This window comes from bacterium, assembly GCA_020444325.1.
GTDB lineage: Bacteria > Bacteroidota > Ignavibacteria > SZUA-365 > SZUA-365 > BM516.
The window spans coordinates 73,616-90,412 of the sequence record JAHLLD010000007.1; the positions used below are offsets into that span (position 1 = coordinate 73,616).

A 16,797-nucleotide genomic window follows, 5' to 3' on the forward strand; every position below is an offset into this window, starting at 1 on the left:
CTCTGTGTATCAGTCAGCTCACATGAACATCAATTGCATGTGTTGCGGGGGACCGGTAATTTGCCTGCATGGAAAAACTGCCCCGCCACTCGATACTCCCACAGCTGCTCGGCAGCCTGAAACATCTCTCACTCGAAGAAGCCGTACGCCGCGCCCGGCGCATTCGCCTCGTGCTTTCCGACAACGACGGCGTGCTCACCGATACCGGTGTATACTACGGTCCCGAAGGCGAAGCGGTCAAGCGCTACAGTATACGCGACGGGATGGGGATGGAGCGCCTCGGACTGCTCGGCGTCCACAGTGGCATCATCACCGGCGAGAAATCCATGAATCTCAAGCGGCGTGCCGAAAAGCTGCGCCTGCCGCATCTCTATCTCGGTATCAAGGACAAGGTCGCCGCTCTCGATCGCATCCGCCACGACACCGGACTGACCACCGAAGAAATCGCCTATATCGGTGATGACGTAAACGACCTCGAAATTCTCGATGTCCTCGGTGAACGCGGACTGACAGCGGCCCCTGCCGATGCCATGCCACAGGTGCTCGACGTCGCCCAGTACGTGTGCGCCTGGCGGGGCGGCAACGGTGCGTTTCGTGATTTTGCCGAAGCCATCATCACCCTCCGCAGCATGCAGCACTATTAATTACTTCGCGACAGTCACTCGTATTCCAGCCGTGTGCGCAGTGAACTCGGGTGCATACATGCACTGAATGCTTGAGATGCCATTCGAGAACTCACCCGCGTGTGATACGCGCAGGGGATACTCGAATACGTGCACGCCCTTGTTCAGCCAGTGGAAGAAGAAGTTCACTGAGGCGTCACGCGGGGCTTCGTAATACCCGAGACCACCCTTCCAGTGATATCCCGAAAGCTGATTGATCAGCTCGAGTCCGGCACCACGCATATCCTTGAGATGGACATACTCCATGTCACGATCGACGCGCAGTACCACGCGGACCTTCACCACATCGCCAACCTTCAGCACATTGTCTTCCGTAATCGGTTCGAGCACAACACCTTTATCGGTGTTTCGCTGCAGGTAGAGTTCCTTTTCAATCTGCAGGGGAGTCTGCGCAGGGGTGATTTTATCCAGCTGTTCGAAATACTGCCAGTACACCGCGCCCCAGGCAATTCCCTTGTCTTCCTTTTTCACTGTGACATTTCCCATGGAGGGTTTGATTTCCCCGCCATGCCAGTCGATGCGATAGTGTCCACTGCCCGCTTCGACCTGCGCACCCATGGCGCGCGGATCGATACGCTCGCCGCCCATGGTGACTTCGACCAGTTTGTCCGACGCCAGCAGATCGCTGCCGCGCCGCAGCAGCGCATAGCATGCTTCCGCAGTGGAGACGGTTGAACCCCAGTCCTGCACCTGCTTCTGTTTGAGCAGCCAGATCTTCATCTCATCCACCGCTGCACCGTCATTCGCCACGACGTCAAATACTTCGATGAGCATGGCCTGCGCTTCAATCGGGGCCTGGTACCAGAACCAGCCGCGACCATATTTCCAGTACATGCCCATCTCGTCATTCTGCATGGCGCGTTCGCGAAGGGAGCGGACAATAGCCTGCGGCACATCCTTTTCCTTGAAGCGATGCAGCGCGAGGGCAATCATGCCCTGCGCCATATAGCCACGGCGCGCCCACCACTTGCGTGATTCCTTCTGCCAGAAGCTCACAGCCTCGTCATACTGTGACGGGATATCCTGCGCCATGAAATAGCTGCGCGCATAGAGATACTGGATTTCGAGCTGACTGAGATAATCTTTTTCCTCGTCGAAGCTGCGTTCCCGTCTTTTCAGCTCCATGTAATCGGCATTCATGCGGTCATCCATGAACTGCACGGCGCGGCGCAGCATGCGCTGCACACGCTCATCCTTCGGCGTGATGCCGAGCTCGGCAAGGTGTCCGAATCCTGCAATAATGTACTGCGTGATGTAACGGCTCTCGGGCATGCCCGGGAACCACGGCCATCCACCATTGCTCGCCTGCGCCTTTTCCAGTTTGAGCATGGCGTTGTCGAGCTGCTGGCTCATGTGGTTGAGATCGAAGAGCAACGCGATACGTTTCTTGCGTTCGCTTTCGTCCTTCCCCTGCAGCACCCAGGGGGTTTCCTCGAGCAGAAGCATTTTCAAATCCTGGTTCTTCTGCAGGTTGGAGAGCAGGGCGTCCGTGTTTTTCCATTGATCGAACACGCGCTTGATCTTCGGATTGCTGTTGACGATATGCGAGGCGATGCTGTTGGCGTAGTAGCGGCTGAACACCTGCTCCGAACACTCGTAGGGATACTCCATCAGGTACGGCAACGCCTGCACGGCGTACCACGCGGGATGCGAGGTCATTTCCAGCGTGAGCTGATGCTGCGTGAGCGTGGAAGAGGATGCGCTGTTGACCAGTTTCTCGAAGGTGAATGAGCGCGTCTGTCCCCCGCGAATGTTCATCGGCATGCTCTCGGTGACCAGCATGCGATTCGGCAGCACGGGTAGCGCCATTTCCTCGCCGTCGGAGAAATCCCCGGCCCGGGCGACCACGCGATAGACGATGGGACCGCTTCCCTCGGGAATACTGATCTCCCACTGTGCGGTGGTGGAGCGTCCCGCTTCGACCGAGAAATTTCTCCCGGCATTGCGCAGCGAAAACTTCTCGTCCACAGGCTGCATGCTCAACGCATCGAACAGCTTGAGTGTCACCGTTCCCTGCAGTGCAGAGTCGGAGAGATTGCTGATCTTTGTCATGAGCACGACACGGTCGCTTTCACGAAGGAAACGCGGCATGTTGGGCATGACCATCAGTTCTTTCTGTGTGACCGTCGTCTTCTCCAGGTAGCCGGTTTTCAAATCCGGGGTGTGGGCGAACAGCCGCAGCTTCCACCGCGTCAGGGCTTCCGGCACGGTAAAGCGAAGCACCACGTTGCCATCTTCATCCGTCATCAGGTCGGGATAGAAAAACGCGGTTTCGTTGAAATTCGTACGCGCCTTGACCATGTCGAGCGCGCCGTCCTGCGTGGCCCCCTGATCGCCCGCATCGTCCTTGTCACGCATTTCCTCGTCGAGCACCATTTCCTTTTTCTCGGCCCGGTTGCCCATCGCAAGACCATCGGCCTCCATCTCGGCGGCTGCAGGTGCAGCCCGCATCGCCATGGCATCTTCCTGCACTCCTGAACCAAAACCCATGCCCATTGCCTGCTGCGACTTGTACATGTGCCGCCCGTAATAGCGGCCCCCCTGTCCGAGCAGGAAGAGATTCAGTCTGTCGTAGGACTGTGAGTAGTACGAATAGCCGGTATTCCAGTCATCGATGTACAGCTGCGCGGAGACGCCGCCGAAGCTGTGCGCACCCATGTTGAGGTAGCGCGCGTACGAAGGCCAGCTGAAGCGTGGCCAGGAAGTCGTGTAGATTGCATCGAGTGAGGCATCATACATCGAGGCGAGGAGTTCCGCCGCAACGCGATCACGAGCGGGACCCTTGATTGTGATCTTCCATTCCTCCTTCTGTCCGGGACGCAGTTTGTCCCGGAACGTCGTGGTCTCAACGGAGAGCTGTTTGTTGCTCCAGGGCACGTGAATCGAGACACTGCGCTGATAAAGACGGTAGTCACGCACGAAGCTGACATTCGCAGAGAAGCCGCCGCGGTGTTTCTCCTCAACGGCGAGTTCATATGGCCTCGCACCGCTGCTGAGCGTTTGCCATTCCTCCCGCTGCGTCTCTCCGTGGAAGTCGACACGGTACAGCGCGTGCACGCGATCGAAACCGCTGCCAAAGAGGAAGCGTGCCGTCTCACCCGGCTCCGCCGTGGTTTTCTGCGCAACGAAGAACTCTGCCGTGGGAACGGGAAGTGCCGCACCTTCTTCAAACACGGTAAACGTGCGAAGCAGCGTAAGGTCTTCGCCGGACGGATCCTTGACGGAATACGTCAAACGGTAGCTGCCCGGATTGAGGTCCGCAAGACGAAGAGAGTCGACACCTTCCTCTCCCATGTGCAGATTGTGACCCATCACCTGCCGTTCGACGTCCCAGGTCGCGGGCACGTTCTCATTGCGGTAAATATCATGCGGGAAATCCCGGCGGAACTCCTGCTCAGAGAGCACCCAGGTATCCGGCTCCGGAAGGTAGCGACTGCGGAGAATGCGGTCAGGGGTTTCGAGTTTCTCCAGCACGACCGTGCCGTCCGCGGCAACCGGCTGTCCATCGAGATTGCGTGCGTGGAACATCAGCGTCTGCTCGTCGCTGCGTTCGATCACGGAAGGGACACTGAGCGAGAGTTCGATGGACGTATACCCTGCGCTCACGTTTGTGGATGCGCTGTGTGTTTCACCGTTGATATCGATGACGTCGGCGGTAATTTCATAGGTAAACACCGGAAGCGTCGAGCGATCGATGCTTTTGTCCGGGATGGCTTCAAACTCGAGTGTGAAGCGCCCATCACCATCGGTCTTCCCGCGGCCATGCGCGATCTCCCTGTCCTCGCCGCGTGGCATGGGACGCCACCACCAGTACCAGTAAGGATAGCGCGTTTTCCGTACAACACGCCACGACACATCGGCGCCGTCGATATTCGAGCCGGCGTAGGCCTTTGCGATGCCGCTGACTTTCACGATGTCGTTGAGGCCGTAGTTCCCTTTGACCGGTTCGAACTCCGCCTCGAACTTCGGCCGTTTGTACTCTTCGACACGCACACCGGCGGAGCCCCAGTTATTCTGGATGCGCATCATCCCTGTGAGAACGCCTGAGGGCACGGTGAAGGTAGTGTTGAATGAACCGTAGCTGTTTGTACGCAGCTCCATCTCATGAATTTTCTGGTGATTGACGTCGTAGAACACCACCGTGCTCGTCACATCCGGCACAACCTTGAAATCCGCCTTTGAAGGATTCCCTTCCAGCACGATTCCTTTGACATGCACCGTTTGTCCCGGCCGGTAAATGGCCCTGTCGGTAAAGAACAGCGTGCGTCGCTGCGTGTTGGACTGCCCGGATCGCCAGGCGTAAAAACTTTCGCCGATGGTCAGGGTGTCTTTCCCCGCCATTACGCGAAACATCACGCCGTCGCGGTGACGACCGGCATTGAGTACGAACTTGCCGTTGCCGTCGGTCGCCCTGCTGCCTTCGAGTACCAGTTCGTGACTGTTCTGCGACGAACGCCATTTACGCGTGTACATCTCCACGCGCGCATCCTTGATGGGATGTCCATCAACGGCGTCCATCACCCAGAAAAAGTGATCACCCCGTCCTTCCTGAAAGCTCTGCAGACTGAGTCGCGTGACCTGGAAATTTGCATAGGCGATGGCATTCTCATCCAGCGAGAACTTCCTGTCGGCACTCATGAGAATCATGTAATTCCCCAAGGGAAGCGCCGGTGCCCGCAGATCGCTTCGATGCAGTTTGTAATCACCTTTGTCCGGCAGCTGCTGCGTCCATGCATGGACCGCCTTGCGATTGATCAATTCAGAGAGCCATTCATCGCGGTCGCGATAATTCTGTCGTGGGGCAAGCCGATCAAGCGAAGGCAGCGCAACCACGCGGAAATACACCGTCTTCACATTGCGCCATCCGACGCTCAGGAGAATGGGAGCGTCAGGTTTCATGCTTTCTTCCACCGTCAGCTGCACTTCTTTCTGCAGAATGCCACTCTCGAGTGCGCGGCAGTTGATCGCACCGCGCGAGTCGGGGAAGCGCGCATCCTCGGTCCGGCAGCGCTCGAGGGCTGCCGGATAGTTTCCGAGCTCATGCTGGTAGCGAGCGAGATAGTATCCGGCCTGCGTGGAGATGGGTTCATTCCTGTAGGAGTCATGCAGAGCCAGGACAGCCTGGTAGTAGGTCGTGTCCTTGTCTTCATGCCAGGTAATGCGCTGCGCAAAATCGAGACGCAGGAGATCGAGATCCACCAGCGCCGTCGCATCGTTGCGTCCTGCATGAAAACGCAGGAGCTGCTGATACAGCCGCAGTGCCTGGTAGCGTGGATTGGCCGGGTTGGGGGAAGTGATTTCCGTGCGCATGAATACTGTGACCGGGGCAAGCATTTGCAGGTCTGTCACTTCGAAGTCCTGCTGCGGTGAGGGCAGATCCACTTCGTCATTCTCAAAAAATTCGAGCGCACGATGGGCGAGTACATCGTACATGGTAGGACGATACTTGCCGCTCAGATTTCCGCCATAGAGGATTTCCTGCCAGTCCTTCACCGGCAATTTCTGCAGTTCAGCCGCGCCTGCAAGCGAACGCCTGTACAGTGTGGCCGTGGTGTCGAAGAACACCGTGGCATCCCAGCTGCGGAAATCATCTTCCGGGGCGTCTTCCACCTGTGTGCGATCATTGATCCGCCAGCGGTTGGCCTGGTAGTAATTCCAGTACATGTCCGCGAGCATCGAGGTAAGGATGGATCTGGTCGACTCGCTGCTGGCTTCAAGCTCCTTCTCCAGGTCGCGCACCAGTACGACTTCCTCTTCCTCATTGATGACAGCACGCAGCGCGACGCGATACGTGATCGCCCGTACCAGTTGCGGTTGATTGTCTTCGGTTTTTGCGCGTGTGTAAATCGCCTCGACCAGTTCGAGGGCGGTTTTGGGGAGTCCTTCATCCAGTGCCTTATCGACCGCTTTCCACTGTTCGGAATAGTCTTCAGACATGAAATACCTCGCGTATGATGCCGTGTTGTTTCCGTCGACGAACTGGGAGGAGAGAAACATGACCGGCGCAGTGATCAGAAACAGGAAGACGAGCCGAATGCCGAGCAGCATGAGAATTCTCCAGACTTGTAGATTGGTAACGGGCGTACTGAGTTTTGCTACTCAGCCAAATCGGATTTGTTCCTCGCCGTATCCCGCATAAAGGGGATAAATGCGTACGGCCGGTACGAATGCACCGGCCGCAGCGTGACAATGTTTAACCGTCAGTTCGGGACGACAATGAAGCGCAGCGCATGCTGCTGCCGGTCACGCGTCGTAAGAAGCAACATGTAGCTGCCCGGACGAAGCTGCGCGGTCGGGAGAAGAAAGTTTCCTGACCGGAATGCATCCGTCACGGCTGCGCGGCGATACAGCTCACGTCCCAGCATATCGAACAGACGGATTTCCTCAACTGATGAGAAGCCATCGGTTCGCACGGCTGCCTGCGCGCCCTGTGTGACCGGCTGCGGATACAGCGTGGCGGTAAAGCCCTCGGGCACGACATTCGCGCCGTCGACATCCAGGACGATGATCGCGCTGCCGCCGGCATCGCGATACCGCGTGTACCATTCCTGCAGATATTGCTCGGCCAGCGAGCGGTCATGCAAAACGATGGTGTTTTCATTGTTCGAGAATTCAGCAGAGTTCGACCAGTTGTGCGAGCCCGTCACGATACCGGGATCATCACCGCCGTCCGCATCCACGAGCAGATACTTGTGATGCAGCAGGCCGGACAGCCCTTTTTTCAGGAACACGTCCACCCCACTGCTCTGCAGGTAGGAAAATTCGTTTCCCTGGTCGGAATTGTTGTCCATGATTCCGCGCACTGAAAGTCCGGCATCATGCTGATCGACCAGCGCGCGTGCCAGATCGTCGCGCGTGAATGTGAGTGTCGCGAAATACAGCGATTGTTTTGCGCGCTCGATTTCCCGGAGGATGATGCGCGTGGTCTGGTCACTGGGACTGAAATACAGATCCACAGGGATATCGTCGTCGCCGATGGAGAACACATGCGGCGTGTTGTCGAGCTTGCGTGCGCCGAAGCGTGAGAGCGTACTGTTGGGCGTCTCGGTATCAGATCCCCACATTTCCTCGAACTCGCGGGTGTAGGCCCCGGCAAGCGCCTGGTCCTGTATCGCCAGCACGTTCTGCGCGTCATTGTCCGTTCCGGGATCGGTCGGGTTCCACGAGCCCATCATCACCCAGTCATCGGTATCGCTGCTGCGATCCCGCCCGTCGATGACGACGAACTTGTTGTGCATCAGTCCGGCACCCGCATTGGCGCGGTCGAAATTATCGACGATGGCAGGCAGGTTGTTGCGGACGGTGCGAATCGCGTTGGTGTTCGCGTTGTCCGTCTCAAAAATGGCGCGGATGCTGACACCGCGATCCTTCGCTGCGAGCAGACGATCGGCGATATCATCGCCGACCATGCCACTGAGGGAGTAAAAGCACAGGTCGATGCTGTACTGCGCGGCATCGATGCGATCCATGAGGAGATTCTCCAGTTTCACGTCTCCTGCCGCAGGCTCCGCACCAGCTATATCGTTGTTGACGTCCTGGTTGAAATACGCATTGATGGTACCGGTGGAAGTCAAACTGCGCGTGCTGACGTACATCGGCTGCGCGAAACTGGTGTCGCTGCCGGCGACGGAAAAAGGCTGCACTTTATAGATGGTTGCGGGGTCGAGTCCTGTGATGCGCACCTCCTGCTCTGCGGCGGGAGTACCGCTGCCCGCGGCATAGCCGAGTTCGTAGGCATCAGTGAGACCATAGCGAAGATGTGCCGTGGCGTCAGGCGAGACCGTCCAGCTGATGGTCACGGCATCGGTTTCTGTGGGACGCTCATGCATGGGTGTGGTCAGCAGGCGCGGACCTGATGCAATAATATCGCTGCTGATACGCGGCATGAGCTGATAGCCGCCGACGTAGGGACTGTTGCGCTGATACTGGCTCAGCACACCCACGATATCGAAGCTGCCGCCCGGCGCCGGCTGTCCCGCAAACGGCACATCGTTGTCGATACGCACATCCAATTCCTTCGTGCCATCCGACAGCGTGTAATTCACGCCCGAGCCGCTCACCGTCCATGCCTGCGTATTCACCGTCACCCCGTTGATGCGGAGGAGGCGCGATTCATACTGCTCATTTCCGTTCTGTCCGTCACCGAGAATATCTGCGATGGAGACTTCCAGTGGAATGATGGCGTTGCCGGTGGAAGGTTTGGCATCGAGGGTGACGTTCTCCATCTCCGTCAGTCCATTATAGTGCGTGATGGTGCCGGTGATAGTTACCTCGTCACCGATACTGACGGCCTCGGTGAAATTGAAATCATACACCGCGATTCCGCCGGTGTGATCCTGTACGTAGGCAGGTGCGCCAAACTGATCCGCTACGGTAACGAGTCCATTGACCGTAACGATTTCACCCAGCTTGACAGGAACGCCGCTGGCGTTGTTTTCACGCGCTTCCGCAATGGGAATGGGTCCCCCGGCCACAAAAACCGTCGGCGGATTCTGAATGGGCAGATACTGTTCGCTGCCGAAGGTCAGGATGGTGAAGGGGTAATTCCCCGTCGTTGAAGCGGCCGTGATATTGCTGATGGTGATCTCCGCTTCCTCTTCAGCGAAGGACAGCCGTGTGAGATACACCGTATCCCCCGTGGCCGCGATTTCAGCCTGCAGCCGTGTATCGGTTTGCACATCGGCAGGATCTCCCGTCCACAGCATTCCAACAGGAATGACGATTTTCATGCCTGAGATGCTGTAGTCGGGTGAGGGACGGAAGGTAATCGTTGCGGTGAAATCCTCAGCCGCATCGGTCTCGGTGGGAGAAATTTCCGCACTGCCCGAACCGTCGGCCGAAGGTGGTTCCTGTGCGCTCGCGCTGTTTTGCGGGTTGCGTCCGTTGGACTGCACGATGAAGTCCTGCGCATTGTCGTCACTGTCCCACCCGTTTCCGGCGAATTCCTCACTGCCGCCGGCCGCGAGATCGGAGGCGGTGGATGTAGAAGAGGCCTTGCGCTCAACGCTGTTCCCGTTTGCGCTCTCGCCGTGATTCGGCGCTCCGGATCCTTCCGGGTCATTCCCGCTTCCGTAGCCGACACGGTCCACTTCCTTTCCGGCATCGTCAACGATACGGATATTGCCATTGTCGGCCATACCGGAAGAGGACCATTGTACGTCCGCAGCAGGACTCTCGGCCCAGCTGCTGCCGGTGATCAGGAAAAACGACTTCCCTCGCATGACGCTTCCTTCGGGAATGCTGACGAGGGCGAAATACGACGATCCGCTGGCGGAGCGGTACTGCAGTTCCCAGCCGGAGATGTCCACATCCCCGCTGCCGGGATTGTACAGTTCAACGAATTCGCCTGCCTGGTTGCCCGCGGCACCGCGGGTGGCGAACTCACTGATGACGACATGATCGGCCTGCTGGGCGGCAAGCGGCGCCAGCAGAAGGAAAAACAGCGGAACAATCAAAAACTTCTTCATCGTGCTCACATATATGATGACGGGTAATACGTTGCCTACAGGTATAGCAGAAATATACAAAACACACTCTACGGGTGGTTACCGGCCATGCATTTTCCTGCCTCGCCTGCGCTGGGCGAAAATGGCGTATCTGCCCTTCCTGCTTTGACTTCTGCTGAAATCTTCTGATATTTCGTAATCTTTTTACTTCCCGCGGGGAAGTGCATCGCCATTATGAAGCGCGCACTGATCATCATACCGACTTACAACGAGCTGGAGAACATCCAGAACATCGTGCCGGACATCCTTTCGCGGGATGACCGGCTTGAAGTATTGGTCGTCGATGATAATTCCCCTGACGGCACCGCCGGCAAGGTACGCGGGATGATGGAAGGCAATGACCGCATCCATCTGCTCGAGCGCGAAAAGAAAATGGGCCTGGGCACCGCCTACGTCGCCGGTTTCAAGTATGCCATCGCGCAGGGATATGATTACGTCTTTGAGATGGATGCCGATTTTTCGCACGATCCGAGTACCCTTCCGCGTTTTCTCGAAGCGATAGAGGAATTCGACCTCGTCCTCGGCTCCCGTTACATCGAAGGAGTGAATGTGGTGAACTGGCCGATGAAGCGCCTGCTGCTCAGCTATTTCGCCAACCAGTACACACGCATCGTCACCGGTCTCCCCGTGCGCGATGCGACCGGCGGCTTCAAATGCTTCCGCATCGAAGTGCTGAAAGCCATTGACCTCGACCAGGTGCGCAGCAACGGCTACAGCTTCCAGATCGAAATGAGCTTCAAAGCCTGGAAAAAAGGCTTCCGCATTCACGAAATCCCCATCATCTTCATGGATCGCCGCGTCGGTATCTCGAAGATGTCCAAAAAGATCGTTCGCGAAGCCGTCACGATGGTCTGGCGCCTGCGCTTCCAGAGCATGTTCGGTAAAATATCTTGACTTTCGACGCGAAAGCGTCGTATATTAGTAGACTTTGCGCCCATCGACTAGAGGCCTAGGTCGTCAGCCTTTCACGCTGAAAACACGGGTTCGAATCCCGTTGGGCGCACTGAGAACGCCTCTCCTTCCCCGCAGGAGAGGCGTCTGTTATTATTTGGATACCAATGCGCCTCGAGGCTGCCCCGGATCATCGCACGATGGTGATGGGACGCCAGTCGCACTGCGCGCCGCTGCGGAGGATGAGGAAATACTGTCCTGCCGGGAGGCTGGAGATGTCCAGCTGCCCGCTCTGCACACCGGAAGTGGAGGCGGCGCTGGAAGTGCTGCGACGGGGCCGCCCAAGAATATCGCAGAGGACAATGGTTGCCTCAGCCTGTGAGAACTGCTGGTATTGTACGGTAAGCATGTTTGCAGACGAGATTACCGGCACAGGGAAAACATCCGTGATGCGAAGCGTAACCGACTGAGGCAGGTTACCGGCGGCAAGGGGACGATCGAGAGTAAATGACCATACCGGGGACCATGGGCCGGGTACGGTATCGCGCAGGGCGCGCACGCGCCAGTAGTACCTGCCCCTCGTCCACATACTTCCAGCAATATTGATGTAGGTGGATGCGTTTCCTCTCTGTGCATCGATGATGATTTCGTTATTAAATGCAGTATCGCGTGATACCTGTAATTGCGAGAGGTTCACGCAATCAGGCCTGTACCATCGAATGGATGGAGCATCCGCATAGATGAGTGTTGCCTGGTCCGGGGGTTCACTCTGCAGTGGCGCGGCAACGAATTCATCCACCGTCCGAAACGATACCACAGGCGACCACGGTCCGGCCCCCGCAGCAGAGACAGAGCGCACACGAAGCCAGTACTTCCTTCCGTACTCCAGGGATACCGCGCTGAACGAGGTCTCACCCTCAACACGCTGCGTCACAACGGGCGACAGGAAAGATGTGTCCCGGGAAAGCTCAATTTCGGCATATTGCACGCAGGGCTCTGCGTCCCACGTGACTTCTACATCCGGAGTGAGGCAGGAATCGTTTTGCCGTGGAGTCCACACCCGGGTCTGAGGAAGCGGCGTGGTGGTGAAGCGGGCGGTCGTTGAGCTCCGCGTGCTGTTTTCTTCTTCAGCGTGGGAGACGGCCCAATAGTATGTTGTGAATGGGGACAGGGTTCCAACTCCGATCGCGGTGTCATACACGAGCGTATCCAGGACGAGGTACATGGGATGCAGCGATTCCACGGTTCCGCAACGGACGTGGAAAGGTCCGGGCAGTGAAGAGGCGGACCACTGCAGCGTCACCGTATCAGGCACACAGGTTGCATTGTCTTCCGGGAAAATCGGGTAAAGGAACGCCAGCATGGCATCGAGCCGCGTCTTCAGTATCCCGAGTCGCTGGGTTCCGATGTAGAGATCTCCGTCGTTGACCGCAATGGTACGAGGCTCCATATCCGGGAGATCGCGCAGGGTCCAGCTGTCTCCGCGATCAGAACTCAGCGCCAGTCCGCGGCTCATATCGAGTACGATTAGTGTGTCTTCCCCGATCATGAGAAGGTCATCCGCGGCACCGTATCCGTCACCAGGAAATTCCCAGCTGTCTCCTCGATTCGACGTGCGTGCGATGACATCGGATCTCTCCTTTCGGGCATACAACATGGGACCCCGCCCCGTAAACAGGCGGCCGATACCCCAGGGAGCTTCACGTGAAATCCACGACGAATCTTTCCCTGCTTTCCGCCAGAGATCATTTTGACGTACAAGCAGAACAGTACCCTCAACTTCCGCAATTGCTCCGGGAATCGGTACGAATCCCGGGATTTCGTCTACCTCCCAGTTCCTGCCGTTGTCTTTTGATAAGAACAGGGAATCCAGGGATCTACCCAGCCATCGACCGCTTTGTTCGCTGGTGTTCGCGTAGGTGATCAATCGTGATGGGTTCACCAGTGTCCAGTGGCGACCGCGATCCGTCGTGCGTCCCAGTGCATTCATGCCGTTGATCGTAGCGAAAACCGTATCGGGAGGAGCCAGGAAGACAGCCTTCATCTCGGGCACCTGGGTAAATGTCCACCGAATTGATGGTCCTTCGAACATCTCCCACTGCGCTTCCTGACCATCCCATTCATATAGCCTGGAAGATGTCTCATCGCCTGAAACTGCGAAGACGGTCCCATCATCAGCAATGGTGAGGGGATAGTCAACCGGGAGGGGTGTGAATCCCGTTCGCTCCGCATCTGAACTGAAACTTCGATAGCGGAGCATCCCGAACCCGGCACCAAAGCAGGTGAAATGTCCCCGGGCATTAAATGCTATCATGGATGTAATCGTCACATCGGAGGATGGGATTTCAGTCCATGACGAGCCACGATCTGATGTAAGAAGCAGGATCTGATCATTGTCCGGTGTCATGATGGCGTGGGCGATCACGCCGCTGTCCGACCGAATGAACCTGCTCTCTCTCACCGTGTACTGATAACCCCCGGGATAAATTTCCCGGGTATACAGAGTATCCCACTGCTGCCCTGCTGTTGTCGTCCGCAGAATGCAGAACGGAAAGGCAAGTCCAACCCGCGTCGTCCCGCTGATGAGTATGCTGTTGTTTCCACCATCAACCACACCTATCGGCTCCACTTCGCTGCAGAACACCTCCCAGGTACTCCCGTGATCCGTGCTGCGCAAGAGCGTATCGATCCCTGCGGAATTATCCCACCAGAGGTACAAGTCCTCATCAATGCAAGAGAGCTTTGCGACTGCGTTGAGTTCAGGGTGAAATGGTATCGTGCAGGATTGCCATGTGTCTCCACGGTCCGTCGTAAGAAGCAGGCCATGATATTCCGTTGCAACGTAAAGCCGTCCCGCACTGTCGGTTGCAATCTCGAACAGCGCTCCATCCGTGACTGCCGTACTGTCGATTCTATTCCATGTCGTCCCGCTGTCGGTTGTGCGAAACAGCGCGTAATCGCTCATGTAATACACGCAATTCGCGCCATCAATCGCCATACGGTAACGTTGTGTACTCACACCAGCCGGCCATTCCAGAGGCATCCAGCTGTCACCATCGTCCAGCGAATGAAATAGCTGAGGTCTGGTAAGGCCTTCCGGATCGCGGCTCTGGCCCTCGACAACCGCATAATGGGTCGTGCCCGAGCGAGCATGCGCGCGTACGAGCCCACCAGTTGGAGGCGGAATAGTGTCCCATGATTGCGCACGGACCGTCGAGGCGAACATGATCCCTATCATCCCCAGGGTGATAAACAAGAAACGCAAATGCATGCAATCCTCCACTCATGAGTATGCACGGGATGGTGGTGCGCATCCACCTGCCGGGTACCTGGTGCTCCAGACGCCTGCAAGAAGCAGTTCCCGTGCCGTTCGATACACTAAAGACACACAAGCTGGAAAATAATCCCCGCAGCCAGCAACTTCAATCAGAATCCTTCAGATGCTTCGCCCCGTGCTGGCCACATCGTGCTGCGAAGTATAAAACACCCGGTCCCCTGCTTGCAGGAGACCGGGCCATTCTTTCCCCGAACGCAACGGTTGCTACTCGTTGCTCTTCAGCGCTTCGCTGAGTCCTGGAATGTTAGCGGCGCCTTCGGGTACCTCGATGCTTGAATTCTCGAAGTCGCTGCCGATGGGTTCGGTGCGACCACCGAGATGCTGTGCGAGGAAGATCTCGGAGACGGCATAGAACGAGAGCCGGTTTTCCGGACGGGCGAAACCATGTCCCTCATCCGGATACAGCACATAGGTGACAGGGATATTCTTCTCCTGCATGGCCTTCACGATCTGATCCGCCTCGGCCTGCTTTACGCGTGGATCGTTGGCGCCCTGTCCGATAAGTAACGGTTTGCTGATCTGGTCGACATGGTTGAGCGGGGAGCGCTCTTCGAGCAGCGCTTTTCCTTCTTCCGTGCGGGGATCGCCGACGCGGGTGGAAAACAGATCGAGTGTCGGTTTCCAGTACGGCGGGATGCTCGCCAGCAGCGTGTTGAGGTTTGAAGGACCCACGATATCCACGCCACAGGCGAATTCATCGGGTGTGAAGGTGAGCCCGACCAGCGTGGCATAACCGCCGTAGCTGCCTCCCATGATGCCGACCTTTTCTCTGACGGCGACGCCTTCATCCACCGCCCAGTTCACGGCATCGAGAAGATCGTCGTGCATCGCACCCGCCCATTCAAGGTTGGCCGCATTGATGAATTTCTTCCCGAAGCCTGTCGAGCCACGGAAATTCACGCTGAGCACCGCATACCCCCGGTTGGCAAGCCACTGATGCATGGGATGGTAGCCCCAGCTGTCACGCGCCCAGGGTCCACCATGCACGAGCAGCACCATGGGCAGGGCTTCGTCGGGACGACCGTCCCTGTCTTCATCGGAGGCCACAGGCAGGGTGAGGTAGCTGACGAGATCGAGTCCGTCGCGTGCCGTTATGACCACCGGCGTCATGCTCGCCAGCGTGTACTGCTCGAGGGAACTGCGGTTGGTGAAGAGGAATTCCGCTTTCCCGGCCTTTCGGTCATAGAGATAGTAGCGTACGGGACCGTTGTCTTTCACATACGCCACCGTCCACTTGCTGTCGTCGAGCGTCCGCGCTGTGACGGACAGGTCACCGTCCACCACCGATTCGAGATACTCGATATCGTCCGCGATTGCTCCGTCAAGAATATCCCACGCGACGCGTTCGTAGTTCGTCGAAACCGCCTGCACGCGCCCCGTGGCCGGATCCGCCATGATGCCGGAAATATCCGCCTTGTCGTTTTCCTCCAGCACGGTTTGTTCTTCCGTCTGCATGTTGATCGCGACCAGCGCAGCGGTGTTGCGGTTTCTGCTGTCACGCATGTACAACGTGCTGCCGTCGCGGTCGAAGCCCATGATCGACGTGGTCATCAGATCTTCTGCGGAGATGGTCATGTACAGTTCCCAGCCGCCTCGGCCGTCGGGCGTGAAATACTGGCTGCCGCCCTCGGGCGTAACGCGTGTCGCAAAACGCACGGCATAAGTATCATCCGTCACGAAACCGGCGAACTGTTCGTTTTTCTGAATCATCTCCATTTCGCCGGTGAGTATATTGAGCCGGTAGATATCGAAGAACTGCGGATCGCGTTTGTTGAGTCCGACGAGTATCTCCTGCGGCGTGTCGGGACTGACCTGCTCGACCTGCACGCGGGGACGCATTTTCTTCCCGCTCGGGAGCATGATGGGATTGCCATCCGCATCCAGAATTTCCTCAAATGGCGTCAGGTTCTGGTCGCTGCCAGACTCCACATTGACGCTGTGAAGCATCCAGTTCTCATCCCCCCCTTCGTCCTGCAGATACAGCAGCTGGCCGGGTTCGTACGACCAGAAATACTGCCGGATGCCGCGGTTCTTGTCATTTGTCACCGATTTCGCATTGCCCGGCTCGGCCGCCGGGGCCACCCAGACATTGAGCACACCGTCGACCGGTGCGAGATAACTGATGAATTTTCCGTCAGGACTGATCTGCAGGGACGCCCGATCGGGATTACCAAAAAGATCTGCGCGTGGAATCAAAGGTTCCTCTTTCCTGGCACATGAAACAAGCAGTAACGACAGGAAAAGCACGATGCCCATCCTGTGCAGTAAACGATGCATACCGTACCTCCATATTCTGTGAGGGTAGATGAAAAATATCCACAAGACAGATGGGAATGTCAAATCCGGGCGCGCCGATCATATCCGGCGTCCCACCCTGAGG

Annotated in this window: 6 protein-coding genes and 1 tRNA gene; 3 read left to right on the plus strand and 4 right to left on the minus strand. The window is 57.3% G+C overall.

Going from position 1 to position 16,797, the window contains the following annotated elements; all coding sequences use genetic code 11:
• Positions 1–116 precede the first annotated feature (116 nt).
• Positions 117–644: an HAD-IIIA family hydrolase gene (locus tag KQI65_10705; protein MCB2205209.1), complete on the plus strand. Its 528-nt coding sequence runs from the start codon at positions 117–119 to the stop codon at positions 642–644.
• On the opposite strand, the gene KQI65_10710 is transcribed toward KQI65_10705, so the two are convergent.
• Positions 645–6,731 carry a hypothetical protein gene (locus KQI65_10710; GenBank protein ID MCB2205210.1) on the minus strand — a complete coding sequence of 2,029 codons (6,087 nt, stop codon included), beginning with the start codon at positions 6,729–6,731 and terminating at the stop codon, positions 645–647.
• Between the two features lie 152 nt (positions 6,732–6,883).
• Positions 6,884–10,150 (minus strand): lamin tail domain-containing protein, encoded by a 3,267-nt coding sequence (locus KQI65_10715; protein ID MCB2205211.1) that lies wholly within the window; start codon positions 10,148–10,150, stop codon positions 6,884–6,886.
• Between the two features lie 213 nt (positions 10,151–10,363).
• On the opposite strand from KQI65_10715, the gene KQI65_10720 reads away from it, so the two are divergent.
• On the plus strand, positions 10,364–11,083 hold the full coding sequence (locus KQI65_10720; GenBank protein ID MCB2205212.1) for a polyprenol monophosphomannose synthase: 720 nt from the start codon (positions 10,364–10,366) through the stop codon (positions 11,081–11,083).
• A 36-nt stretch (positions 11,084–11,119) separates the two neighbouring features.
• Positions 11,120–11,192 (plus strand) — tRNA-Glu (locus tag KQI65_10725).
• Between the two features lie 78 nt (positions 11,193–11,270).
• Here KQI65_10725 and KQI65_10730 read toward each other — a convergent pair.
• Together KQI65_10730 and KQI65_10735 are read right to left on the minus strand one after the other, a co-directional pair.
• Positions 11,271–14,351: a hypothetical protein gene (locus KQI65_10730; GenBank protein ID MCB2205213.1), complete on the minus strand. Its 3,081-nt coding sequence runs from the start codon at positions 14,349–14,351 to the stop codon at positions 11,271–11,273.
• Positions 14,352–14,621: 270 nt separating this feature from the next.
• Positions 14,622–16,682, minus strand: coding sequence for a S9 family peptidase (locus tag KQI65_10735; protein ID MCB2205214.1), 2,061 nt, complete (start codon positions 16,680–16,682; stop codon positions 14,622–14,624).
• Between the last annotated feature and the right edge of the window lie 115 nt (positions 16,683–16,797).